Below are 23,158 nucleotides of genomic sequence, written 5' to 3'. Positions count from 1 at the left end.
GCTCATGGCGATCCTGTTGTCCCTGGTGTCGATGTTGTCGACGCTGCTCGGCGGCTTCGTCGCCATGCGGATCGGCGACCGCAAGCACCTGGTCCTCGGGCTGGCCGCCGGGGTGATGTTCGGTGTGGTCGCGTTCGACCTGATCCCCGAGGCGCTCGAACAGTCCGACGGCATGTTCCGGGGCATTCCGTATGTGTTGATCGCCGCGGTCCTCGGCTTCCTCAGCCTGCACGTGATCGAGCGCGCGGTCGCCGTCCACCGTGGCCACGAGCAGGAATTCGGTACGCACAAGCACGGTTTCGAGTCGGTCGGCCTGCTCGCGGCGGGCGGCTTGATCTTCCACAGCACCCTGGACGGTTTCGGTATCGGCCTCGGCTACCAGGCAGGCGCGGCGGTCGGTATGTCCGTGGCGATCGCCGTCATCTGCCACGACTTCGCCGACGGTTTCAACACTTTCACCATCCCCACCGTCTACGGCAACGCCCGCAAACGCGCCCTCACCCTACTGGCCCTCGACGCCATCGCGCCCGTCGTGGGCGCCGTCCTGGGCACCCTGATCCACGTCCCCGAGAACTGGATCGGCCTCTACATGGGCTACTTCGCCGGTTTCCTCCTCTACCTCGCCACCGCCGACATCCTTCCCGAGGCCCACGCGGGCCACCCCTCCCGGCTGACCCTGCTGTGCACCCTGTTCGGCGTAGGCGCCATGTTCGCCGTCGCCGCCTTCAGCCACTGAGCAACATGAGCGCGGCCTGATCGGTCGTGGGGTGTGGCGGCGGTAGCGTTCGGCGGATGGACACGCTGAACTCGGTGATCGTCGACGTCAATGATGTGTTCTGGAACTGGCTGCTGATTCCGCTGGTCGTGGCGGCGGGGGTGTACTTCACCGTGCGCAGTGGGGTGGTACAGCTGCGGATGCTGCCGGAGATGTTCCGGGTGGTGGCCGAGAAGGGGCCGACGGCGGCGGATGGGAAGAAGGCGGTGTCGGCCTTCGGGGCGTTCAGTATTTCGGCGGCGGCTCGGGTGGGCACGGGCAACATCGCAGGGGTCGCGACCGCGATCAGTGTCGGTGGGCCGGGGGCGGTGTTCTGGATGTGGGCGATGGCTACAGTCGGGGCCGCGTCGGCGTTCGTGGAATCGACGCTCGCCCAGCTCTACAAGCGGCGGGAGAGCGAGCCGGGCACCTTCCGCGGCGGTCCGGCGTACTACATGGAGTACGGGCTGCGCCGTCGGTGGCAGGGGCTGACCTTCGCGGTGATCATCACCGTGACCTTCGGGTTCGTGTTCAACGCGGTGCAGTCCAACACCATCGTGGCCACCGGGCGGGCGTCGCTGTCGGCGCTGGACGGTGACTGGTTCGCGCCGCTGGTCGGGCTCTGCCTGATCACGTTGCTCGGGGTGGTGATCTTCGGCGGGGTGCGCCGGATCAGCCACATCACCGAGGTGCTGGTTCCGGTGATGGCGGTGGTGTATCTGCTGCTCGGCATCGCGGTGGTGGCGCTGAACATCACCGACCTGCCGCGGGTGCTCGCCGATATCGTCGGCGGGGCGTTCGGGCTGCGTGAGGTGGTCGGCGGCGGAATCGGGACCGCGCTCGCGCAGGGCATCCGGCGCGGCATGTTCTCCAACGAGGCCGGACTCGGGTCCTCGCCCAATGCCGCTGCGGCGGCCGATGTCTCGCATCCGGTGAAGCAGGGATTGGTCCAGTCGCTCGGCGTCTACTTCGACACCCTGCTGATCTGCTCGATCACCGCGTTCATCATCCTGACCAGCGACCCTGATCTGTCCGAGCGGCGCAGCGCCGACCTGACCCAGAGCGCGCTGCAGGCGTCGCTGGGCACCTGGGCCGGGCACGTGCTCACCGCGGTGGTGTTCCTGCTCGCGTTCAGCTCGATGATCGGCAACTTCTACTACGGTCGCGCCAATATCGAATTCATCACCACCCGTCCCCAGGTGCTCACCGCGTTCCGAATCCTGGTGCTGGTGGCGGTTTTCGGCGGCGCGCTCGGCTCGGTGAGCCTGATCTGGAACCTGGCCGATGTGTTCATGGGCGTGATGGCGCTGGTCAACCTGGCCGCGATCATCCCGCTCGGCGTCGTCGCGTTCCGTCTGCTCGCCGACTATCGCGCTCAGCGCGGTGCGGGTGCGGACCCCGTGTATGTGCACCGTGCCGACATCGCCGACCCGGCGGGCGTGCAGTGCTGGCAGGCAACGATTGCGTCGAGCTTGCCCGGCAAACCCGCCCATTAGTGGTAGGCATGGGAAATGGCGAAACAGTGGACCGAAACGGCCGATATCGCGCTGCGCGCCGACGGTCAGCGCGTCGCTGATCTGGACACCTCGAGCACGCCGGGCTTCACCGGCGGCAAGCGCCTCGGCAAGGAACTGCTCGCCGAACGGGCGACGGTGCTCTCGGTCTTGCAGGAGAAGCTGTTCGCGCACGGTCGCACCGGTGGACAGCGCAGCGTGCTGCTGATCTTGCAGGGCATGGACACCGCGGGTAAGGGCGGCATCGTGCGCCACGTCATCGGGTCGGTCGACCCGCAGGGCGTCGACCACGCGTCGTTCGGCGTGCCCACCGAGCTGGAGAAGCAGCACGATTTCCTGTGGCGCATCCGCAACAAGCTGCCCGCCCACGGCCAGATCGGCGTCTTCGACCGCTCCCACTACGAGGACGTGCTGGTGGTGCGGGTGCACGACCTCGTGCCGCAGGCGGAGTGGGAACAGCGCTACGACCAGATCAACGCGTTCGAGAAGGAGATCGCCGACGCGGGCACCACCATCGTGAAGGTCGCGATGTTCGTCTCCCTCGACGAGCAGAAGAGCCGGCTGCGTGAACGGCTGGAACGCCCGGACAAATACTGGAAGTTCAACCCCTCCGACATCACCGAACGCGCCTACTGGCCCGAATATCAGAAGGCGTACCAGGCCGTTCTCGACCGCACCAACACCGATTACGCGCCCTGGCACGTGCTGCCGTCGGACCACAAGTGGTACGCGCGCCTCGCGGTCACCGAATTGCTGATCGCCGCGTTGGCGCAGATGGAACTCGACTGGCCGCCCGCCGACTTCGATATCGCCGAGCAGTTGCGTCGACTCGACGAGTCCTGAATACGGGCAAGACGCGCATTGCGGAAACTCTCAGGTTCGGCCCGCATGATGTTCCCGGTGGGGAGCCAACGAGCGAAAGGCGTGTGACGACGGTGAGCACGGGCAAGAGTCCCTCGGGCAGGAATCCGCTGGCGGCGGCCGAGGCGGCCGACAAGAAGCGCAAGATCGCGATCCAGGCCGGCGTCGCCGCCGTCCTGGTCGCGCTGGTCGCGGCCATCGGCATCGGCATCGCGGTGAACAAGTCCGATTCCGACAAGGAATCGTCGACGACCTCGGCGGCGCAGCTGCCCGCGACGGGCGGGGCGGTCACCGAGACCGGCACGGTCGTGATCGGCAATCCCGATGCCAAGGTCAAGGTGCGCGTGGTCGCCGACCTCCAGTGCCCGGCCTGCAAGCAGTTCGAGGCAGCCAACGGTGCGACACTCGCCAAGGCCGCCGCCGACGGCACCGCCTCCGTCGAGTACCAGATCATCTCGTTCCTCGACAAGGCCTCGACCAACCAGTACTCCTCGCGTGCGGCCAACGCGTCGTTCTGCGTGGCGAAGTCGGACACCACGAAGTACCAGTCCTGGTTGCAGACCATGTTCGAGAAGCAGCCCGCCGAGGGCGGTGCGGGCCTGAGCAACGACGAGCTCATCAAGATCGCCACCGACGCGGGGTACACCGATCCGGCCGTGGCGACCTGCATCAACGACAAGCCGTACAACGACTACATCCAGCAGGTCACCCAGACCACGCTGCAGAGTGGCGTGAAGTCCACGCCGTCGGTGTACATCAACGGCCAGCTGAACCAGACCGACGCGATCTTCACCGAGAACGGCCTGGCCCCCGTGATCGCTGACGCGGCGAAGTGATCACCGCCCCCGCCCGCTCGGCCTGGCTGCTGCTGATCGCCGGGCTGGCGGGCTGGCTGGCGTCGTTCACGCTCACCGTCGAACGGTTCAAGCTGTTCGTCGACCCGGATTACGTGACCTCGTGCAGCATCAACTCGGTGCTGTCGTGCGGGTCGATCATGAAGACCGACCAGGCCGCGGTCTTCGGTTTCCCCAACCCGCTCATCGGCGTCGTCGGGTTCTCGGTGGTGGTGACCCTGGCCGTGCTGTCGGTGGTCGGCGTGGGCTTCCCGCGCTGGATCTGGGGCGGGCTGTGGCTCGGCACCGTGCTCGGCATCGCCGGGCTGTGCTGGCTGATCTTCCAGAGCCTGTACCGGATCAACGCGCTGTGCCCGTACTGCATGGTGGTGTGGGTGGCGGTGCCGGTGCTGTTCGCGGTGACCACGCAGGAACTGTGGGGCCGGTCGCGCGGTGCGATGGGAATCCTCGCCGAATGGCGCTGGACCCTGGTTGTGGTGTTCTACGCGGTGGTGCTGCTGCTGGTGTTCCTGAAGTTCCAGGACTACTGGCTAAGCCTGGTCTGACACCGGCTTGGTGGCGTCCACGTATTGCATGAAACGGTGGACGCGCTGGTCGATTTCGGTCAGGCCCGCGCGGGCGAACAGCTTCGGGAAGGTATCGCGGTCGAACAGGCGAAGGCCGCTCAGGCTCGCGGCCAGGCTGCTCGCCGAGCCGAAGAGGTTGTCCTCGGCATAGCTGGTGCTGATCGCGATACGGCCGCCCGGGGCGAGGACGCGGATCATCTCGCGGGTGGCGACCAGCGGATCGGGGATCAGGTAGAGGGCGCCGAAACAGCAGACGGCGTCGAAGGTCCCGTCGGCGAACGGCAGCATGCGCGCGTCGCCCCGAACATAACCGACGCGCGGGCTGGCGTTGTCGGTCGCGGCCTTGGCCAGCATCGGCGCCGAGTAGTCCAGGCCGGTGACGAAACCGCCCTTGGTCAGGTACTCGCTGAGGTAGCCGGTGAAATTGCCTGGGCCGCACGCCACATCGAGCACCTTCATGGGGCCGCTCAGCCGCAGGGCACCGACCGCTTCGTGGCGGTCGGTGCCGGTGGTCCGGCCGCTGGCGAGGTAGAACAGCGTGGGTCGCCACGCGTGCTCGTACACCGCGGCCAGCGCCGGGGCGTTCATGGTCCTGCGCGCGAGATTCACCGGCGCGCGACCTCGATGGTCATCCCGGCCTCGCGCAGCCGCGTGGTGAGCGCCTCGCCCATCGCCGACGCGGGGGTGAGCACGCCCGCGCGCTCGGGCAGGGTGTCGAAGGCCAGGCTCAGGCCGCTCTGGCCGAGCAGTACGGCGGTGGCCTGATAGCCGGGATCGCCCGTGCCGGAGAAGGTGGCCTGATATTTGGCGCCGGAGCTGGTGCGGGCGAAGGTCTTCATGGTGAACCACCCACTGCGGCGGGCCTTTTCGCTGGGGCCGGTGCCGGGCTTGGGCAGAATCCGGTCGAGCAGCTTACGGCCGAGCGAAACTCTCGACAGGACCGCGCCCGAGGCCATGCCCGCCACGATGCCGCCCGCGATACCCGCGGCGACCAGCGGCGCGGCGGCCGAGGTGCCCGCGTTCATCACCTCGCGGTAGCGGAACTGCTTGCCGTAGACCCAGCCGAGCAGGCCGTTGGTGCGGCGCACGACCTTGGTGTTGTGCGAGGCCATCACGAACGTGGTGACCCAGCCGTCCAGGCCGGGGTCGATGCTGTCGGCGCGGGCCAGCGCCAGATCGGACTGGCGGCCGACATCGGGTTCCATGCTGCGATCCGGGCTCAGCGAATACGGGTGGGCCAGGATCTTGCCGCGCGCGGAGTCGGCCGCCACGTCCTCCCACATGGCACGCCCGGAATCGATGGTGCCGCCGCTCGCGCCGCCCTTGAGATAGGCGACCAGGGTGGTGTCCTCGAGCTCGCCGGTGTCGTCGGCGATCGTGGCCCGGTAGATCTCGTACACGCTCAGGTCGGACGGAATCGAGTCGTAGCCACAGGAATTCACGATCTTGGCGCCCGAGTCGACCGCGGTCTGCTCGTACTTCTCGATGGCGTCGTGGATGAACAGCGGCTCACCGGTGAGGTCGGCGTAGTGGGTGCCTGCCGCGGCACACGCGCCCAGCAGGGGCATGCCGTAGCGCAGGTACGGTCCGACCGTGGTGACCACGACCTTGGTGCGCTCGGCCATCGAGGCCAGCGAGGCGGGGTCGCTGGAATCGGCGACGACGAGTTCCCATGTCGCGGCGGCGGGCCCGAGCTCGTCGCGAGTGGCGGCGAGCTTGCTCGCCGAACGGCCGGCCAGGGCGATCCTGGCGTCGGCCGGGGCCGCGGTGAGCAGGTATTCGGCGGTGAGTTTGCCGACGAAACCTGTTGCGCCGAACAGGATCAGGTCGAACTCACGGTGCTGCGGCATGACGCGCCTTTCGAAAGATGATTCAGGGCTTGGTGGCCGGTGCGCTCGCCTTGCGGGGGGCACGAGTCTTCTTCACCGGTTTCGGTGGATGAGTGGCGAGCCAATCACGATGGGCCAGCCCGAGTTCGGTGACCGGCTGATCGCCGTAGAGCCATTCCCTGGCGACCAGATGCCAGTTGTTGGTGCTGTCGAGCTGGCCGAGCATGCCGAAGGTGAGGAAGTCGGCGCGGCGCGAGAACAGGTGTTCGGGCGGCAGATTCTGCTGCTTCATGCCGGTGAACTCGCTGGCCCTCGGGTCGACGGCGAGCAGGAACGCGCCACTGGCCAGTTCCGGGGTGATGGTGAGTTCCTCGTCCACCAGACACCATTCCGAGGCGGCGAGCACGTATTCGAGGCATTCCTCGGCGCCGATCTCCTCGGGCGAATCGATCACGCCGCGATCGATCATCAGCTGCCGCAGGTCTTCCGCGCGATCCTCGGCGGCCGCGCGCAGGCACTGGATCTCGAATCCGACCAGCTTGGGGTCCATCCGGTTGAACAACCCGAAATCGAGGAAGGCGACCCGGCCGTCCCTGGCGAGCAGCACATTGCCCGGGTGCGGGTCGCCACAGAACTCGTTGAAGCTGAACAGCGAGCCGACGTAGAAGCGGTAGATGATCTCGCCGACCCGGTTACGTACCGCGGCGGGCATTTTCCGCACCTCGTCGAATCCGTCGCCGTCGATGAACTCGCTGACCAGCACGCGGGTGGTCGACAGCTCCGGCACCGAGGACGGCACCACGATGAACGGGTGGTCGCGGTACAGGTGCGCGATCTCGGCCTGCGTGGCGGCTTCGGCCTGGTAGTCGAGCTCGCTCTCCATGTTCAGTTTCAGCTCGTCGAGCACCGCGGGGGTGATCCACGGCATCGCCGAGGCGAGCACCCGGCGGAACATGGTGAGGTTCTTCAGATCCGCGCGCACGGCGGCGTCGACCCCGGGGTACTGGACCTTCACCGCGACAGCACGGCCGTCGTTCAGCGTGGCCCGGTACACCTGGCCGATCGAGGCGGCGGCGATCGGCTCCGGATCGAATTCGGCGAAGATCTCCGCCAGCGGGGCATTGAAATCCTGCTCGATCACCGTGCGCATGGACTCGAACGACACCGTGGGTGCGGCGTTGCGCAGCACGGCCAGGCGCTGCTGGAACCGCTCGCGATGGTTCTCCGGCACCAGATCCAGGTCGAGCACCGACATCATCTGGCCCAGCTTCATGGCGACGCCCTTCATGGTGCCCAGCACCATGACCACCTGTTCGGTGGTGCGGATCATCGACTCCTCGGCCATCCGCGCGCGTACGGCCTCCGAGCGGCCGCGCATCGATAATCTGGTCTTCTTCGAGCGGATGACCGACCCCGCCGCGACTGCCCCCAGCTTCGTCCCGCGGGCAAGCCGGGAAGTCGGCACGTTCTTCGCCATCGAGATACCTCCGTTGGTGCCGACGCGCACGGCGGTGACACAAGCCACAGCGTCCCGCCCGCGTTCAGCGTAGCCAACCGTGCGCCGTTGTCGAGCCCGGCTCCCTCGAACGCGGGAAATCCCAGCTCAGGGCGACTGTTGCGGCATTTCGGGCAGCGGATGCGGCTGCGCGGTGAAGATCTCGGGTGAGCCACCCGCGCGGGCCATGCCCTCGATCGCACTCCAGGCCATCATCGTGAGGTAGTCGATGACGTCCTGACGCGGCATGGCCTTGTCGGTGGTGGTCCACCAGTGGGTGGCCAGCTGGATGCCGCCGACCAGCACGTATGACCACAGCATCGCGCCCTCGGTGCGGATGCCCTTGGCGCCCGCCCGGTCGACCAGCACCGTGGTGACCACATCGGCGAAGAGGCGCTCGAACTCCGCGAGCGAGGACTTGTCGCCCGCGGCATTGCTCATGATGAACCGGTAGACCTCGGGGTCGTCGTCGACGGTGCCGACGTACTCGGTCATCGCGGCGCGCACGAGTTGGTATTCGTCGGCGTCGAGACTGATCGCGCCGTACACCCGGGGTAGCAGCGTGGTTTCGATGAACCGCTGCATGGTGGCGTGGACCAGGTCGTTCTTGTCCGCGAAGTAGCGGTACAGCACGGTCTTGGACACGCCGATCTCGGTGGCGATCTCGTCCATGCCCGCCTGGCTGCCCCGCGCGCGGATGGCGTTGAGCGTGCCGTCGACCAGTTCCTCGCGGCGGTCGATCTTGTGCTGTCGCCACCGACGTTTGCGGCCGTCAGCCTGGCCGCCGCCGCGCACTCCTGCTCGGCTCGACTGCTCGCCGATCTCGACAAGGTCTTCGGTGGACAGAACAGCCCCCTCGTATCGATGTTGGCGTCTTTAGTCAACAGCTTAGGCGCGCCGGTGTGGGGTGGCGCTCCTTTGGCCCACGTTGCGGCATTTACCACACTCGAGTGCTTACGCGCGCGTACGACAAACCGCGCGGTTCGCCGTGTCGTGGGCGACGCCACGCGGGGTTGGCGGCGGCGCACTCGCCGTGCGCACAGCAGAATGGGTGCTATGGAGAAATCTCCCGGCAACACGGCGGTTCTCACGCCGCGCACCGAGCCCGCCGCACAGCCCGCCGGCTTCGCGGTGATGACCGACGAGGCGGGCAAAAAACGCGACCTGTTCAAGATGAAGGCACTGGCGACCAGCTTCCTGCTGGTGGCCAGTGTGATCTACCTGCTGTGCCGCTGGCTCGAATCGCGTGGCGGCGGTGGCGAGTGGGTGGGCTATGTCCGCGCGGCCTCGGAGGCGGGCATGGTCGGCGCACTGGCCGACTGGTTCGCGGTCACCGCGCTGTTCAAGCACCCGCTGGGTCTGCCGATCCCGCACACCGCGATCATCCGTAAGAAGAAGGACCAGCTCGGCGAGAGTCTGGGCGCCTTCGTCGGCACCAACTTCCTCGCCCCCGACGTGGTCTCGGCGCGCCTGGACTCGGCGCAGATCTCGCTGCGCGTGGGCCGGTGGATGGCCGATCCGGCGCACGCGGCGCGGGTGGCGCAGGAGAGCGCGACGATCCTGACCGCGGTGGTCAACACCCTGCGCGACGAGGACGTCGAGCAGATCATCGACAACACCATCGTCAAGCGGATCGCCGAACCGCTGTGGGGGCCGCCGCTGGGCCGGGTGCTCTCGGAGATGATCGCCGACAACCGGCAGCGGCCGCTGATCGACCTGCTGGCCGAGCGCGCGCATCAGTGGGCGCTGGGTTCCCAGGACACGATCGACCGGATCGTGGTGCGCGATGCGCCGCAATGGGCGCCGAAATTTGTCAATACATTGCTGTCGGAGCGAATTTATCGGGAACTCGTCGAGTTCACCTGGAAGGTGCGCTCCGATCCTGAACACGAATTGCGGCGGGCCGCCGATCGCTTTCTCCAGGATTTCGCCGAGGACCTGCAACACGACGACGCGATGATCGCCAAGGCGGAGAAGGTCAAGGCCGAGATCATGGGCCGCGAGCAGATCACCGGAATGGCCGAGGCCACCTGGCGGGCGGCGAAGCGGTTGATCTTGGAATCGGCCGAAGACCCGGATTCCACCCTTCGCCGCAAGGTGGCCGAGAATGTGCAGCAGCTCGGCGAGCGCCTCCGCGACGACCCGGAGATGCGTGGCAAAGTGGACGGGTGGATCGATCGCGGTGCTCGCTATCTGGTCGGTAACTACTCCGCGGAGATCACGACATTGGTGACCGATACGGTCGCGCGCTGGGACGCCGACGAGGCGAGCAGGAAGATCGAATTGCAGGTCGGTCGGGATCTGCAATTCATCCGGATCAACGGCACGGTCGTCGGCTCGCTCGCCGGCCTGGCCATCTACACGATCTCGCAGCTGCTGTTCCACTGAACGACCTGGTAACCGGGGCTGCGTACGCGTTAGCCGACCGGGTGCTAACTGTAGTGCTTGCAATAGCTAGCACCCTGTTCTACTATTGGCCTTACAACGCCAGAAGGTGAGCGATGACAGACCAACCCGAGAGTCGTGTAGCGCACGCGGCTCAAGACATCGGAGGTTTCATCAGGGCACAGCGCGAAGGTGCGCAGGTGTCCCTGCGTCAGCTCGCCGCTCTGGCGGGGGTAAGTAATCCGTACCTGAGCCAAATCGAACGCGGATTACGTAATCCCTCCGCCGAAGTACTCGCGCAGATCGCCAAGGCACTGCGGGTTTCCTCGGAGGTGTTGTATGTGCGGGCAGGATTTCTGGAACAGCGTCCGCACAGCCCGGTCCGTGACGCCCTGCTGGCCGACACTTCGGTGTCCGAGCGGCAGAAACAGGTGTTGCTGGAAATCTATGAGTCGTTTCGCCGGGAAAACGGGGAAGAAGCCGGCTCAGGGGGGAACGAACGAGACACTGACGTTTCGTTCACGACAACTGACACTCCGCCACACCAGGAGACTGAAGACTGATGACCGAGAAGACCGCCACTGTGACCAAGCCGCTGTTCGCCACCGTCGGCGCCGGTGACGCCATCTACGCCGCCGTGAACGACGTCGTCGCCGACGTGCGTGGCCGCGTTGCCACCGCCGACCCGAAGGCCCGCGTCGAAGAGGCCCGCGAGCGCATCGCGAACGTGCCCGCCGACGTGCAGGCCCAGTTCGACACCCTGCGTGACCGTATCTCCGGCCTGCCGTCGGAGCTGCCGGAGGACCTCGCCGAGCTGCGCGAGAAGTTCACCCCCGAAGAGCTGCGCAAGCTGGCCGAGCAGTACTACCGCCAGGCGCTCGACATCTACGCCGATCTCGCCGTTCGCGGCGAGGAGACCGTCGACCGGCTGCGTGCCAACCAGGCCGTCGACGAGCAGATCGGCCGCGTCGAGAACCTCTACAAGGATGCCTCCGCTCGCGCCGAGGATGCCCTGACCAAGGTCAACGACCTGCTGGGTCGCACCAAGGCTGAGGCCGAGGCGGTGGCCGACAAGGTCGACGCCGTGGTCGAGGCCGAGGTCGTCGCCGTCACCACCGAGCCGGCTCCGGCCAAGGCTCCCGCCGCCAAGAAGGCTCCGGCCAAGAAGGCCGCTCCGGCCAAGAAGGCCGCCGCGCCCAAGAAGGTCTAGCCTTCGCGCAGCACCGCTGACAGCGGCCCCGTACACCAGGTGTGTGCGGGGCCGCTGTTCGTATGATGGGGATGTGAACATGGTGAATGGGATGACCTCGCTGATTCTGCTGATCCTGTGGATCGGCGCCTTCGGCGCGACGGTGTTCGCGCTCATTCACGCTGTGCGCCAGCGTTCGGATGCCTTCACCGCCGTCGACAAGATGACCAAGCCGATCTGGCTGGCCATTCTCGGTGGTGCGCTGGTGTTTCTGTTGATCGGCATCGGGGGGCTGGGGATGCTGTCGTTCATCGCGATCATCGCGACCGGGGTGTATCTGGCCGACGTGCGCCCGAAGGTCGACGAGGTGCAGCGCGGACCGCGCTGGTAATTCCCGGCTCGAAGGGCTCGCGGGTGAGTGGTACGCGGTGTTACTGTATCTGGCAGTAACACAAAGGAGTGTGCCGATGCGCGCAAAGTTGCCGACGGCTCTGGTGAACCTCGTCAGCCGGGTGTCCACCGTGGTCGAGACCACCCTCGCGGCCCACCGGGCGGACCTGCGGACACGGACGCACGGGATCGCGGCCTTCGATCCGCCGCGGATACCGCACGACGTGATCCCCGTGGTCACCGCCGACGGCGCCCGCCTGCGGGTGCACGCCTACGGCCCCGTCGACGCGCCCGTCATCGTGTTCGCCCACGGCTGGACGTGTTCGATCGAATACTGGAACGCCCAGATCAACGCCTTCGCCGGCGAGTACCGCGTGGTCGCCTACGACCAGCGCGGCCACGGTGAGAGCACCAACGGCTACGCCCGCCCCAGCACCGATCTGCTCGCCGACGACCTGTGCGACGTGCTCGACGCCGTACTGCTGCCGGGTCAGCGCGCGGTACTGGCCGGGCACAGCATGGGCGGGATGACGCTCATCGCCTGGGCGGGCCGGTACCCCGAGCGGGTCGCCGAACAGGCCGCCGCGGTGATCCTCACCAACACCGGCGCGCACTCACTGGTCGAGGTGTCGACCATGGTTCCCGGCCTGAACATCCCGCTGCGGATGCTCGGCGGCCGTTCGATGCCGACGCCGGACTGGCTCGGCAAGCTCATCCTCGGCACCCCGGTGGTGTTCCCGCCGATCAAGCCGGTGCGCTGGATCTTCGCCCGGCAGGTGATGACCCTCGATACCTCGCGCGAGAAGCTGAATTACGCGCTCTCGGTGGTGCGTGGCTGCCCGATGATGACGCGTTCGCGCTACGGCTTCCTGCTCACCGAGCTGCACCTCGGCGATGACGCGAAGAACTTCTCGGTCCCGACCACCGTGCTCGCGGGCGATCGTGACGACATGACCCCCGCGATCCACGCCGAGCGCCTGGCCGCGCTGCTCCAGGAAGCAGGCACGCTCGCCGGGTTCAAGGTGCTGCCGACCGGACACCTCGGCAATGTCGAACGCTACGACCTGTTCAATGCCGAGGTGGCCCGAGTGCTGGCCGCCGTCAGCGAGCCCGTGCGCGCCCTGGCCTGACCGCCTGCGAGAATCGGCGGATGAGCTCTACCGCTGTGACCTCGGACGACCGTCGGTTCGTGCTGACCCTCGGGTGCCCGGACCGGCCGGGCGTCATCGCCCGGATCTCCTCGTTCATCGCCGAATTCGGCGGCTCGATCGTGGAGGCCGGGTATCACTCCGACGGTGACATCGGCTGGTTCTTCACCCGCCAGGCGGTGAAGGCCTCGACGGTGCCGTTCTCCATCGACGAGCTGCGGGAGCGCTTCGCCGAGGTGGCCGCCGAGTTCGGTCCCGAGACCGACTGGCAGCTGCACGATTCCGGTGCGCCGCGGCGCGCGGTGCTGCTGGTCAGCAAGGACGGGCACTGCCTGCACGACCTGCTCGGCCGCGCACAGGCCGGTGAGCTGCCCGCGACCATCGAGGCCGTGATCGGCAACCACCCCGACCTCGCGGGCATGACCGAGGCCCACGGGGTGAAGTTCCACCACGTGCCGTTCCCGAAGGACCCGGCCGAGCGCGGTCCGGCCTTCGAGCAGGTGCGCGACCTCGTCGACTCCCACGATCCGCATGCCGTGGTGCTCGCCCGTTTCATGCAGGTGCTGCCCGCCGAGCTGTGCGAGCACTGGGCCGGGCGCGCGCTCAATATCCACCACAGCTTCCTGCCCTCGTTCGTCGGCGCGCGGCCCTATCACCAGGCGTACGCGCGCGGGGTGAAGCTCATCGGGGCGACCTGCCACTACGTCACCGCCGAGCTGGACGCGGGGCCCATCATCGAGCAGGACGTGATCCGCGTCGATCACGCCGACGACGCGCGCGACATGGTCAGGCAGGGACGCGACATCGAGCGGGTCGTGCTCGCGCGTGGACTGCGCTGGCACCTGGAGGGCCGAGTGCTCGTGCACGGTCGGCGCACGGTCGTCTTCGAGTGACCTACAGGTCGTAAAACGGTGCCGGATAACGGAATTCGCCGGTGACGGCGGAATCGTAGGCCGTGAGCGGGCGGACCTGGAAATACGGCGCCCATTCGGCTTCGTCGGGCACGACGCCCAGGCGCGCGCCGGGGACGAAGCCGAAGCGGGCGTAGTAGTCGGGATCGCCGACCAGGCCGACAACCGATTCGTCGAGGGCGTCGGCGGCGCCGAGGGCGGCGTGGACCAATGCCGAGCCGACGCCGGACTTCTGATGCTCCGGATCGACGCCGAGCGGACCCAGCGCGAGCACCGGGAACGGGCCGATTCCGGCTCTGGTGAGACAGATGTGCCCCACGACGGTGTCGTATTCGAGGGCGACCAGCGACAGCGTGGGCATCCACGACTCGTCGGTCCGTAGCGTCTCGACGAGGGCGGGTTCGGGTGGTTCGGTGACGGCCGGATCGCCCGCGTAGTGCGGGGCGAAAGCGGCGCGGTGGATCGCGGCGATCGCCGGGGCGTCCGCTGGGGTCTCGCGACGGATCAGCACAGGCTTAAGTCTCCAGGATTTGGGTACGGGAGCGCAATGATGTGCCGTGCCCGATGTTCCGGACTCGGCCGCGCGTGTGCGATGCTCGGGAAATGACTTCCGCGCCGCTGACCCGGGCCGCCGTGGCCGACATGATCGACCACACCCTGCTCGCGCCGGAAGCCACTCCGGCCGAGGTCGACTCGCTGGTCGTCGAGGCGCGCAAGCTGGGGGTGTACGCGATCTGCCTGTCGCCCTCGATGCTGCCGGTGCGTGCGCCGGGGCTGGTGGTGGCCACCGTGGCGGGTTTCCCGTCCGGCAAACACCATTCGCTGGTGAAGGGTGCCGAGGCGCGGCTGGCCGTGGATCAGGGCGCTGCCGAGGTGGACATGGTGATCGACGTGGGCGCCGCGCTGGCCGGTGATTTCAACGCCGTGCTCGCCGACATCATCACCGTGCGCGAGGCGACCAGGGATCGGGCCGTGCTCAAGGTGATCATCGAATCGGCGGCGCTCACCGATGCGGCGATCGTCGGCGCGTGCCGGGCGGCCGAACAGGCGGGCGCAGATTTCGTGAAGACCTCCACCGGTTTCCATCCCGCGGGCGGTGCGAGCGTGCACGCGGTGCGGTTGATGGCCGAGACCGTCGGCGGACGACTCGGGGTGAAGGCCAGCGGCGGCATCCGCACCGCCGCGGATGCCGCCGCGCTGATCGAGGCCGGTGCTACGCGGCTCGGGTTGTCGAAATCGGCTGCGGTCCTCGACGGATTTCCCGACTAGCCGAGGTTTCCCCGAGTCGTCACCGCCGCGCGCGATCAGCAGGTGAACCCGGACTGCTGAGCGGCCGGGTCGCTCTCGAGTGCGGTCTTGCCACCCGAAAGGTGCACGCTCACACCGTCATCGGTGACCTTGACCTCCTGCGCGCGCAGGCCGAGCGGATAGCTCTGCAAGCTCTGGGTGAAGGTCTCGACGATGTCCTGCACGAGGTCGGTGGGCAGGCCGATGCCGAGTATCTGCGCCGACTTCGTCTCCACCGTGACGTTGCCGTCGCGGACCATCGGCTGCACCTCCAGCTGGGCGAGGCCGCCGAGCACATCGAGAGTGATCACTCCGGTGCTCGCCGAGGAGCTCACGCCGCTGACCATGGTGCCGAGGGTCTCGCGGATGCCGTCGTTGTTCCAGGTCACGTCGGCGGTCGAGCTGTCGATGGTGCCGCCGCCTCGGCCGCGGTCGACGAGTTCGATGTCGTTGAATTTCGCGTGCACCACCATCCCGACAGCGGGGCCGAACTTGTTGTCCTCGCTGTCGACGGTGATCGTGCCGACCTTGCCGTCCACATAGGACAGCAGGATCGGGCGCGGGCCGAAGCCCACGTCGATGCTCGAGCCCATCTGTTGCTCGAACGCGCCGCTGATGCAGCTCGAGATCTTGTGCCTGGCATAGGCTTCGGTTCCGCCGATGGCCGCGACGAGTAGGGCTGCGACCACGGCCAACGCGATCACCAGCGAGCGCCGACCGATCCTGGGGCGAGGGGGCTTTTGTGTGGTCATGGCATCGGATTCTTCCCGATCTTTCTGTGTCCGCTCTGAGGACGTAGTGAAAGCCTTCACAGCAAAATGTGACCTGGCGCACGCAACCGGGCGTAATCTGGGTTGCATGACTGGCGAGGGCGCGCGCCGGGTGGCGGGGACAGCGGATCATCGATGGCGGGTGCTGCGGCGCCTCGCCGGGCGGCACGCGGGCTTCTTCACCACGCGTCAGGTGTTGCGTACCGGCTGCGAATCGCAGGTCAGAGCCGCCCTGGGGGACGGGTCGGTGACCAGGGCCGGGGTCGGGATGATGCGGCTGGGCCAGTGGCGGGTGGGGCCGCTCGACGAGTACGCGATGTGGGCGGCGTGGTTCGACGGCGCGGCGGCGGTGTCGTATCAGAGTGCGGCGGAACTGCACGGGATCGGCAGGTTGCAGCCGCGGTTTCTGCACCTGTCGGTGTCGGCGGGTCGCCCGCCGGTGACCCCACGGTTGGTGCTGACCCGACGCAAGCTCTGCGCGGCGGATGTCGAGTCGGCTGGGCCGTTTCTGGTGACCACGCCGGTGCGGACGATCCTGGATCTGGCCGAGACCGAGATCTCGCAGTCGGCGCTGGACGAGGTGGTGGCCGACGCGGTGGCGATCCACCGATGCGATACCGACGAGATCTGGTGGGGTGGGCAGCAATTGGCGCCGCGAGCGTCGGCGCGGGTGCGGCGGGCGTTAAGCCGGGTCTGACGGGGCGACCACGTCCCAGGGCACCGACAGCACGCAGTCGCGCATTCGCCGGTTGTAGGGGTGGACCGGGAAACCGTTGGCGCGCAGCATCTCCGCCGCTGCACGCCAGCGGATGCGGGGGCCGTACGGCGCCATGGCCGCGGTACGCTCCCAGGCCCGGTCGGCGGCGGTGAGCAGCGTGTGGACGCGTTCGCCGGGAATGTTGCGGTGGATCAACGCTTTCGGCAGGCGCTCGGCGATGTCGGAGGGCCGGTCCACGGTGAACGGATCCCAGGCCAGCGTCAGGGAGAGGGGGCGGTGCCGGTCGAGCAGCACCCAGGCGCAGCGGCGGCCGAGTTCATCGCAGGTGCCGTCGACGAGCAGGCCGTCGGGTGCCAGATTGGACTGGATGCGCGACCACGCGTCGGGCACGGCGTCCTCGGGATATTGGCGCAGGACGTTGAACGCGCGGACCAGGGTCGGTCGCAGGCCCGCCAGTTCGAAGCCGCCGCGGGCGAAGCGGACGCCGTCGCGGGGTGCCACGACGCGGGCCGGGTCGATTTCCAGGCCCACCACCTCGAGGTCGGGGCGCACGGTGCGCAGCCGGGCGGCCAGTTCGAAGGTGGTCCACGGTGCGGCGCCGTAGCCGAGGTCGACGACCAGGGGATTCGGCGATTCACGCAGTGTCGCGCTGACGAGTTCGTCGTTGACGAGCCAGCGGTCACTGCGGCGCAAACGGTTGACGCCGGTGGTGCCACGGGTGATGGTGCCGACCGGGGGGAGGGCCTTGCGGCTGGGGGCCACGGGCGTCGAAGTTCTCCGGTGCGTCAGACCGACTTGTCGGCGGTCTGATTGTCCAGGTAGCGCAGGGTTTCTTCCTGCTCGGCGCGGAACAGGTCGACCAGGTTCACCAGCATCAACTGCTCCAGGCGCGGGCCGACCATGGGAATGAAGACCTTGGCGGTGGGGGAGAAGCGCATGGTGGCGCCGGTCTCGGTGGGAAACAGGCGGATGGTGCCGGTCAGGCTGCCGGGGCCGGCCGGAATCGAGGCGGAGAACTTGCCCTCGGTCTCGTCGTGGTCGAACGGGCCCCAGCTCTCCTTGCGGGTGATCACCATGTCTTTGCGCATCACGGTCTGGGCGATCTCGGGGAGCATCTCGCGGGGCAGGGTGTGGTGCAGGACCACGTCGATGCCGTCGTCGGTGACGTCGAGGCTCACCACTTCGTTGTTGGGCGCGTACTTGCGCATTTCGGCGACGCGGGCTTCCCAGTAGTCCCTGCTCTGGAGGGCTGCGTACAGCTCTTCGGTGGTGTGCAGGGGGTAGCGAGCCGAGTAGTCCAGTCTGCGTGCCATGGCAGCACACGTTACGTGGTTGGGGTGCGGGCGGAGGGAAGAGGTGGGTTGTCTGTGCTCGGTCCTATAAATCGATGCCGACGGTTACCGGTTCCGGTTCCAGCGCCACGCCGAACCTTTCCTGGACGCCCGCGCGGACGGTGCGGGCCAGGGCGACGATGTCGGACGCGGTCGCGGTGCCACGGTTGGTCAGGGCCAGGGTGTGCTTGGTCGACAGGCGCGCGGCGGCGCTGTCGCCGGGGAAGCCCTTCGCGAAACCGGCGCGTTCGATGAGCCAGCCCGCCGAGAGTTTGGTGCCGTCGGGTGCGGGATAGGTGGGCACCTTGACGTCGTCGCCGACGTGCGCGGCGATCGCGGCCAGCACCCGTGGCAACTGCTCCTCGGTGACGACCGGGTTGGTGAAGAACGAACCGGCGCTCCATGTGTCGTGGTCGGCGGGGTCGAGGACCATGCCCTTGCCCGCCCGCAGGCGAAGCACTTCGGCGCGCACCTGCTCGACCGGGCGGGTCTCGCCGTCGCCCGCCCCGAGCACCTTCGCCAGCTCGCCGTAGCGCAGCGGCGCGCTCATCCCGCTCGGATCGAGGGCGAACTCCACCGCGAGGACCACCGCGTCGTCGCTGTGCTTGAGCACGCTGGTCCGGTAACCGAAGCCGAGTTCGGCGGGTTCGGTCCAGCGCACGTCCCCGGTCCTGCGATCGAGCAGGCGTACCCGGCGCAGCAGCGACGCCACCTCCACGCCGTACGCGCCGACGTTCTGCACCGGTGTCGCACCGGCCGAACCCGGAATGCCGGACAGGCACTCCAGCCCACCCAACCCGGCCGCGACGGTCGCCGCGACGACCTCGTCCCAGTTCGCGCCCGCCTCGGCCACCACGCCGTCGGTGCCCAGCTCGACGCCGGTGGTGCCGACCAGCACGACCACGCCGTCGAAGCCCGCGTCGTCGATGAGCAGGTTCGACCCGCCCGCCACCAGCAGCACCGCGATACCGGCCGCGTCCAGGGTCTTCACCGTGGCCACCAGGGCCTCGGTGCTCGCGCATTCGGCGAGCAGCGCGGGCCCGCCGACCCGCAAGGTCGTCAATTCGGACAAACGCACCGAATCGCGGACCGTCGCGCCGGTATCGGCAAGCAGGTCACGCAGCTGATCGGAGGACACCACCCGTGTTGTACGCACGTCCGCAGACGGTACCGTGTCGTGCATGGCTACACCTCTGGCGTTCACTGCCGGCTACACGCATTCCGTCGATGCGGTGCGCGCCGCGTACTCCGACGAGCAGTACTGGAAGGCCCGGATCGCCGAGGTCGGCGGGCCCGGTGCCCGGCTCGACGCCTTCGCCGTCGACGGCGACCAGGTCCGCGTCCAGATGGTGCAGTCCATCCCCGCCGACCAGCTCCCACCCGCCATCACCGCGGTGCGCCCCGGCGACCTGATCATTCCGCGCACCGAGACCTACACCGGCACCGGCGGTATCTTCGAGGCCCACGTCGACGGTGCCCCCGCGGTGGTCCGCGGCACGGTGACCATGGCACCCGACGGCGGCACCGGCTCCACCACCGCCATCAACGGCACCATCGAGGTGAAGATCCCGCTGTTCGGCGGCAAGATCGAGGCGGCCATCTCCGAGCGCCTGATCGAACTCCTCGGCAACGAGGCCACCTTCACCGAGGAATGGCTCAACCGGTAGTAGCGGTCTCGGTGAGACCGTGCTCACGGGGTATGGGTCGGTAGCTCGGCGTACATTCGATGCGTGAGCAAACATTCGGTAACCGAACTGTTGCGCGCGCGGGCCACCGCGCGGCGTGATTCGTCGGCGCACAGGCGTGAAGTGGGCGTTCGGGGCGGTCGATCCGTGGTTGCGGTGATGGTGCTGGCGGTGCTCGTCGTGCTCACCGGGTGCACCATCGACCGGCAGGGCGAGGCCGCCGAGGCGGCGCCGGTGGCGCAGGTCACCATCGCGCCCACGCCCGGAGCCACCGAAGTGGATCCGGTCGCGCCCGTGTCGGTGACGGTCGCGCACGGCACGATCGACCAGATCGCCCTCACCAATGCCGGCGGCAAGCAGATCACCGGTCAGCTCAGCCCCGATCGCACCACCTACAAGGTCTCCGAACCGCTCGGCTACGGCGTCGAGTACACCTGGGCCGGTACGGCCATCGGCGCCGACGCGAAACCGATCCCGATCGACGCCACCTTCACCACGATCAGCCCCCAGTCGACCATCCCGGCCACGATCAACATCGGTGACGGCCAGGAGGTCGGGATCGCGGCGCCGATCATCCTGAAGTTCGCGGGGCCGGTCACGAACAAAGCGGCCGTGGAGAAGGCCCTCACCGTCACCACCGACCAGGGCACCGAAGGCTCGTGGGCCTGGCTGCCCGACGACGGCGGCTCGCGGGTGCACTGGCGTCCGAAGGACTATTGGACCCCTGGCACCACCGTGCACGTCGCCGCGAAGCTCTACGGCGTCGACCTCGGCGGCGGCGCCTACGGCGACTCCGATGTCACCTCCGATTTCACCATCGGCCGCAGTCAGATCGTCATCGCGAACGCGCCGAGTCACCGCATGCGGGTGGTGCGCGACGGCGCCACGATCTTCGACTTCGCGGTGTCCTACGGCGAAGGCAACGAGCCGCGCAACGTGACCCGCTCGGGCGTGCACATCGTCACCGAGAAGTACGAGGACTTCATGATGTCGAATCCGCCGTACTACACCAACGTCCGTGAACGCTGGGCCGTCCGTATCTCCAACAATGGCGAATTCATCCACGCCAACCCCGAATCCCTCTCGGCGCAGGGTTCCTCGAACGTCACCAACGGCTGCATCAACCTCTCACCCGCCGACGCCCAGGCCTACTTCCCGACCGCCCTCTACGGCGATCCGGTGGAGGTGACCGGCACCTCGATCGAGTTGTCCCAGGCCGACGGCGACGTCTACGACTGGGCCCTCGATTGGCCGACGTGGAAGTCGATGTCCGCCTTGCCCGCCGAATAGCGCGCACCTGTGCCGTCGTGCCGCGGTGGTTCGACACCACGGCACGACGGCTCGGCCGCCCCTAACGTCGGGGCAGGAACAGCGCCGGGACGAGCGCCAGCGCGATCATGACGGGCGCGATCAGATAGGTGTGCTGGAACGCGTTGGCCAGGGCGCGAGCGAGTTCGGCCCGCTGGTCCGCCGTCATGGCGTGCAGCGCCTGGAGGCCACCCGTCACCGGGAGCAGTGCGCCCAATGTCACCGAGGCCACCGCGGTCCCGATCGCCATCGACGTGGTGCTGATCATGTTCAGCACCGTCGAACCGGCGGGCTGCTGCTCGCGGCTCAGCGGCCGGGTCGCCGTGGTCATCACCGGCATCAGGGTCCCGCCGCCACCCGCGCCCATCAGCACCATCGTCAGGCACAGCGCCCAGTACGGTGCGTCCGCGTCGAGCTGGATCACGAACAGCACGAAGCCGGTGAGCGCCACCGTGATCGACGCGGGCAGGTACCGGCCGGGTGGAATCCGGTCGATCAGCCTGCCCGCCACCTGCATGGTCGCACCCGATGCCAGGGCGAACGGAATCCCCAAAGCGCCTGCCACCAGCGCTGACTCACCGCGCACCACCTGGAAGTACAACGGCAGCAGCAGCATCGAACCGAAGTAGCCGCCGGCGAACACCGCCAGCAGCACCGCGGAGGTGCCGGTGATCCGGTTGCCGAGCACGCGCAGATCCAGCAGTGGCACCGAGGTGGTCAGCGATCGGCGCACGAACGCGGCGATCAGGCCGACCCCCACCAGCAGCGGCACCAGTACCGCGGGTGTGGCGAATCCGGCACTCTCGCCCGCGGCGGTGACGCCATAGATGACCAGCGCCAACCCGGGCGACATCAGCAGCAGCCCACGGATATCGAGCGCACGCGGCGGTTCCGGGGCGTCGTCGGGCACCACCCGCACCGCCAGCAGCAGCACCAGCGCGCCCAGCGGCAGATTGATGAAGAACATCCACCGCCACGACACCTCGTCGATCAGGTATCCGCCGATCACCGGGCCCAGCAGCGGGCCGACCAGAATGGCCAACCCGAGCGTGCTCATCAACTGTCCCAGGCGCTCCGGCCCGGCCGCGCGCAGCAGGATCGTCATGCCGACCGGCATCAGCAGTCCGCCGCTGGCACCCTGAACCAATCGAAAAGCGATGAGTGACTCGATGTTCCACGACAGTCCGGCCAGTACCGAGCCGACCGCGAAGGCCGTGATCGCCGTCAGATACAGCCGCTTGGCGCCGAATCGGCCGACCAGCCAGGCCGAGGTCGGCACCACGGCGCCGAGGGCCAGCGAGTAGCCGGTGGCGACCCACTGGATGGTGCTCAGGCCGGCGTGGAACTCCATCGACAGCTTGTTGATGGCGACGTTCACGATGGTCTGATCGAGCGTCGCCATGATCATGCCGACCACCAGGACCAGGGCGATCCGCATCGGATTGCGACTGGTGGCCGGTTCGACGGTGGTGATCACGGCGGTCACTTCCCGTACGGCTGGGCCAGGCGGGCGGCGCGCAGCGCTTCGCCCCACCAGGTGAGCTGATCGAGCATGGTCGCCGCGGCGGCGTCGGCATCGTTGGGCGCGGACAGCTCGCCCGCGTCGTCGAAGCGGCCCCACGGATTCGGGAAGCAGACCGAGTCGCGCACGGTGACGGCGTGGAGTTCGGCGAAGACCGGGCGCAGGTGTTCCACGGCGCGCAGTCCGCCGGAGATGCCGCCGTAGGAGACGAAACCGACCGGCTTGGCCTGCCATTCGGCGTGGTGGGTGTCGATCAGGTTCTTCAGCGTGCCCGGGTAGCTGTGGTTGTACTCGGGTGTCACCACGACGAACGCGTCGGCGCGCGAGAGCTTTTCGGTGGCTTCGGCGACGGAGGGGTGGTCGGTGGCGGCGCCGAACGCGTGCGGCAGTTCGATACTCGCGGTGTCGACGATGTCGACGGTGACGGTGTCGTGCAGGGCCGCTTGCCGGACGAACCAGCTCGCGATCGTCGGACCGAAGCGCCCCTCCCTGGTACTGCCGATGACGACCGCGAGCCGCAGCGGGCTGATGGCGGTTCGGACGTGGTCAACCGTGGCGCTCATGACGTTCCTCTTCGTCGGTGACGGCCCCTCGGCCGCCGCTGCGCTCTACCGTCCTACCTCAACGGTCGTTGAGGTCAA

26 protein-coding genes are annotated in these 23,158 nt (G+C 67.9%); 15 read left to right on the top strand and 11 right to left on the bottom strand.

Features of this window, described 5'->3' with window-relative positions; translation table 11 throughout:
- Window positions 1-4 precede the first annotated feature (4 nt).
- From ACWGCN_RS12780 to ACWGCN_RS12760, 5 genes are all read left to right on the top strand, one after another.
- The gene (locus ACWGCN_RS12780; protein WP_378991084.1) at window positions 5-736 is read left to right on the top strand and encodes a ZIP family metal transporter; all 732 of its coding nucleotides are present in this window, start codon (window positions 5-7) and stop codon (window positions 734-736) included.
- A 56-nt stretch (window positions 737-792) separates the two neighbouring features.
- Complete coding sequence (locus tag ACWGCN_RS12775; protein WP_378991081.1) at window positions 793-2,250, top strand: alanine/glycine:cation symporter family protein; 1,458 nt, start codon at window positions 793-795, stop codon at window positions 2,248-2,250.
- 15 nt (window positions 2,251-2,265) lie between these two features.
- Window positions 2,266-3,111: a polyphosphate kinase 2 family protein gene (locus tag ACWGCN_RS12770; RefSeq protein WP_378991080.1), complete on the top strand. Its 846-nt coding sequence runs from the start codon at window positions 2,266-2,268 to the stop codon at window positions 3,109-3,111.
- A 92-nt stretch (window positions 3,112-3,203) separates the two neighbouring features.
- A complete protein-coding gene (locus ACWGCN_RS12765; RefSeq protein ID WP_387445651.1) occupies window positions 3,204-3,965 on the top strand; it encodes a DsbA family protein in 762 nt (253 codons plus the stop codon).
- Window positions 3,965-4,528 carry a vitamin K epoxide reductase family protein gene (locus ACWGCN_RS12760; protein WP_378991240.1) on the top strand — a complete coding sequence of 188 codons (564 nt, stop codon included), beginning with the start codon at window positions 3,965-3,967 and terminating at the stop codon, window positions 4,526-4,528. Before ACWGCN_RS12765 ends, ACWGCN_RS12760 begins: the two co-directional genes overlap by 1 nt.
- Here ACWGCN_RS12760 and ACWGCN_RS12755 read toward each other — a convergent pair.
- From ACWGCN_RS12755 to ACWGCN_RS12740, 4 genes are all read right to left on the bottom strand, one after another.
- Window positions 4,514-5,158, bottom strand: a complete 645-nt coding sequence (locus tag ACWGCN_RS12755) for a class I SAM-dependent methyltransferase (protein ID WP_379312789.1) — start codon at window positions 5,156-5,158, stop codon at window positions 4,514-4,516. The two genes, ACWGCN_RS12760 and ACWGCN_RS12755, sit on opposite strands and share 15 nt — an antisense overlap.
- A complete protein-coding gene (locus ACWGCN_RS12750; RefSeq protein ID WP_379312788.1) occupies window positions 5,155-6,399 on the bottom strand; it encodes a saccharopine dehydrogenase family protein in 1,245 nt (414 codons plus the stop codon). Before ACWGCN_RS12750 ends, ACWGCN_RS12755 begins: the two co-directional genes overlap by 4 nt.
- A 22-nt stretch (window positions 6,400-6,421) precedes the next feature.
- Window positions 6,422-7,855 (bottom strand): ABC1 kinase family protein, encoded by a 1,434-nt coding sequence (locus ACWGCN_RS12745; protein WP_378991074.1) that lies wholly within the window; start codon window positions 7,853-7,855, stop codon window positions 6,422-6,424.
- Window positions 7,856-7,981: 126 nt separating this feature from the next.
- Window positions 7,982-8,668, bottom strand: a complete 687-nt coding sequence (locus ACWGCN_RS12740; RefSeq protein WP_378991072.1) for a TetR/AcrR family transcriptional regulator — start codon at window positions 8,666-8,668, stop codon at window positions 7,982-7,984.
- A 339-nt stretch (window positions 8,669-9,007) separates the two neighbouring features.
- Here ACWGCN_RS12740 and ACWGCN_RS12735 point away from each other — a divergent pair, with 339 nt between their 5' ends.
- The 6 genes from ACWGCN_RS12735 to purU all read left to right on the top strand — a co-directional run bounded on the left by ACWGCN_RS12735 (window position 9,008) and on the right by purU (window position 13,878).
- Complete coding sequence (locus ACWGCN_RS12735; RefSeq protein ID WP_387445885.1) at window positions 9,008-10,261, top strand: DUF445 domain-containing protein; 1,254 nt, start codon at window positions 9,008-9,010, stop codon at window positions 10,259-10,261.
- 113 nt (window positions 10,262-10,374) lie between these two features.
- Window positions 10,375-10,821 carry a helix-turn-helix domain-containing protein gene (locus ACWGCN_RS12730; RefSeq protein ID WP_101465494.1) on the top strand — a complete coding sequence of 149 codons (447 nt, stop codon included), beginning with the start codon at window positions 10,375-10,377 and terminating at the stop codon, window positions 10,819-10,821.
- Window positions 10,821-11,468 (top strand): heparin-binding hemagglutinin, encoded by a 648-nt coding sequence (locus ACWGCN_RS12725; protein WP_378634049.1) that lies wholly within the window; start codon window positions 10,821-10,823, stop codon window positions 11,466-11,468. The genes ACWGCN_RS12730 and ACWGCN_RS12725 overlap by 1 nt, the downstream gene beginning before the upstream one ends.
- Window positions 11,469-11,547: 79 nt before the next feature.
- Window positions 11,548-11,838, top strand: a complete 291-nt coding sequence (locus ACWGCN_RS12720; protein WP_056814570.1) for a DUF2516 family protein — start codon at window positions 11,548-11,550, stop codon at window positions 11,836-11,838.
- 76 nt (window positions 11,839-11,914) lie between these two features.
- Window positions 11,915-12,967, top strand: a complete 1,053-nt coding sequence (locus tag ACWGCN_RS12715; RefSeq protein WP_452459347.1) for an alpha/beta fold hydrolase — start codon at window positions 11,915-11,917, stop codon at window positions 12,965-12,967.
- A 20-nt stretch (window positions 12,968-12,987) separates the two neighbouring features.
- On the top strand, window positions 12,988-13,878 hold the full coding sequence (gene purU / locus ACWGCN_RS12710; protein ID WP_452459348.1) for a formyltetrahydrofolate deformylase: 891 nt from the start codon (window positions 12,988-12,990) through the stop codon (window positions 13,876-13,878).
- Window position 13,879: 1 nt separating this feature from the next.
- Here the strand turns inward: purU and ACWGCN_RS12705 are convergent, their stop codons facing one another.
- The gene (locus ACWGCN_RS12705; protein WP_378991064.1) at window positions 13,880-14,407 is read right to left on the bottom strand and encodes a GNAT family N-acetyltransferase; all 528 of its coding nucleotides are present in this window, start codon (window positions 14,405-14,407) and stop codon (window positions 13,880-13,882) included.
- A 92-nt stretch (window positions 14,408-14,499) separates the two neighbouring features.
- Here ACWGCN_RS12705 and deoC point away from each other — a divergent pair, with 92 nt between their 5' ends.
- Window positions 14,500-15,165 carry a deoxyribose-phosphate aldolase gene (gene deoC / locus ACWGCN_RS12700; protein WP_378991063.1) on the top strand — a complete coding sequence of 222 codons (666 nt, stop codon included), beginning with the start codon at window positions 14,500-14,502 and terminating at the stop codon, window positions 15,163-15,165.
- Between the two features lie 35 nt (window positions 15,166-15,200).
- Here deoC and ACWGCN_RS12695 read toward each other — a convergent pair whose 3' ends face one another.
- The gene (locus tag ACWGCN_RS12695; RefSeq protein WP_378991062.1) at window positions 15,201-15,935 is read right to left on the bottom strand and encodes an LmeA family phospholipid-binding protein; all 735 of its coding nucleotides are present in this window, start codon (window positions 15,933-15,935) and stop codon (window positions 15,201-15,203) included.
- Window positions 15,936-16,041: 106 nt separating this feature from the next.
- On the opposite strand from ACWGCN_RS12695, the gene ACWGCN_RS12690 reads away from it, so the two are divergent.
- Entirely contained in the window at window positions 16,042-16,650 is a 609-nt protein-coding gene (locus ACWGCN_RS12690; RefSeq protein WP_452459349.1) for a hypothetical protein, read from the top strand.
- On the opposite strand, the gene ACWGCN_RS12685 is transcribed toward ACWGCN_RS12690, so the two are convergent.
- From ACWGCN_RS12685 to ACWGCN_RS12675, 3 genes are all read right to left on the bottom strand, one after another.
- The gene (locus tag ACWGCN_RS12685) at window positions 16,636-17,433 is read right to left on the bottom strand and encodes a class I SAM-dependent methyltransferase (protein WP_387445658.1); all 798 of its coding nucleotides are present in this window, start codon (window positions 17,431-17,433) and stop codon (window positions 16,636-16,638) included. The two genes, ACWGCN_RS12690 and ACWGCN_RS12685, sit on opposite strands and share 15 nt — an antisense overlap.
- Before the next feature lie 23 nt (window positions 17,434-17,456).
- On the bottom strand, window positions 17,457-17,984 hold the full coding sequence (locus ACWGCN_RS12680; protein WP_378991059.1) for a DUF2505 domain-containing protein: 528 nt from the start codon (window positions 17,982-17,984) through the stop codon (window positions 17,457-17,459).
- A 64-nt stretch (window positions 17,985-18,048) separates the two neighbouring features.
- Entirely contained in the window at window positions 18,049-19,185 is a 1,137-nt protein-coding gene (locus ACWGCN_RS12675) for a UDP-N-acetylmuramate dehydrogenase (RefSeq protein ID WP_452459350.1), read from the bottom strand.
- Here ACWGCN_RS12675 and ACWGCN_RS12670 point away from each other — a divergent pair.
- Both ACWGCN_RS12670 and ACWGCN_RS12665 read left to right on the top strand, forming a co-directional pair.
- Window positions 19,184-19,669 (top strand): DUF2505 domain-containing protein, encoded by a 486-nt coding sequence (locus ACWGCN_RS12670; RefSeq protein ID WP_378634077.1) that lies wholly within the window; start codon window positions 19,184-19,186, stop codon window positions 19,667-19,669. The genes ACWGCN_RS12675 and ACWGCN_RS12670 overlap by 2 nt on opposite strands.
- Window positions 19,670-19,846: 177 nt before the next feature.
- A complete protein-coding gene (locus ACWGCN_RS12665; protein WP_378991238.1) occupies window positions 19,847-20,977 on the top strand; it encodes a L,D-transpeptidase in 1,131 nt (376 codons plus the stop codon).
- 61 nt (window positions 20,978-21,038) lie between these two features.
- On the opposite strand, the gene ACWGCN_RS12660 is transcribed toward ACWGCN_RS12665, so the two are convergent.
- Entirely contained in the window at window positions 21,039-22,472 is a 1,434-nt protein-coding gene (locus ACWGCN_RS12660; RefSeq protein WP_452529022.1) for a DHA2 family efflux MFS transporter permease subunit, read from the bottom strand.
- A 5-nt stretch (window positions 22,473-22,477) separates the two neighbouring features.
- A complete protein-coding gene (locus ACWGCN_RS12655) occupies window positions 22,478-23,080 on the bottom strand; it encodes an NADPH-dependent FMN reductase (RefSeq protein ID WP_452459352.1) in 603 nt (200 codons plus the stop codon).
- Window positions 23,081-23,158: the final 78 nt, after the last annotated feature.

It is taken from the genome of Nocardia sp. NPDC055050 (assembly GCF_053608345.1).
This window is presented reverse-complemented; position numbering and strand designations above follow the sequence as displayed.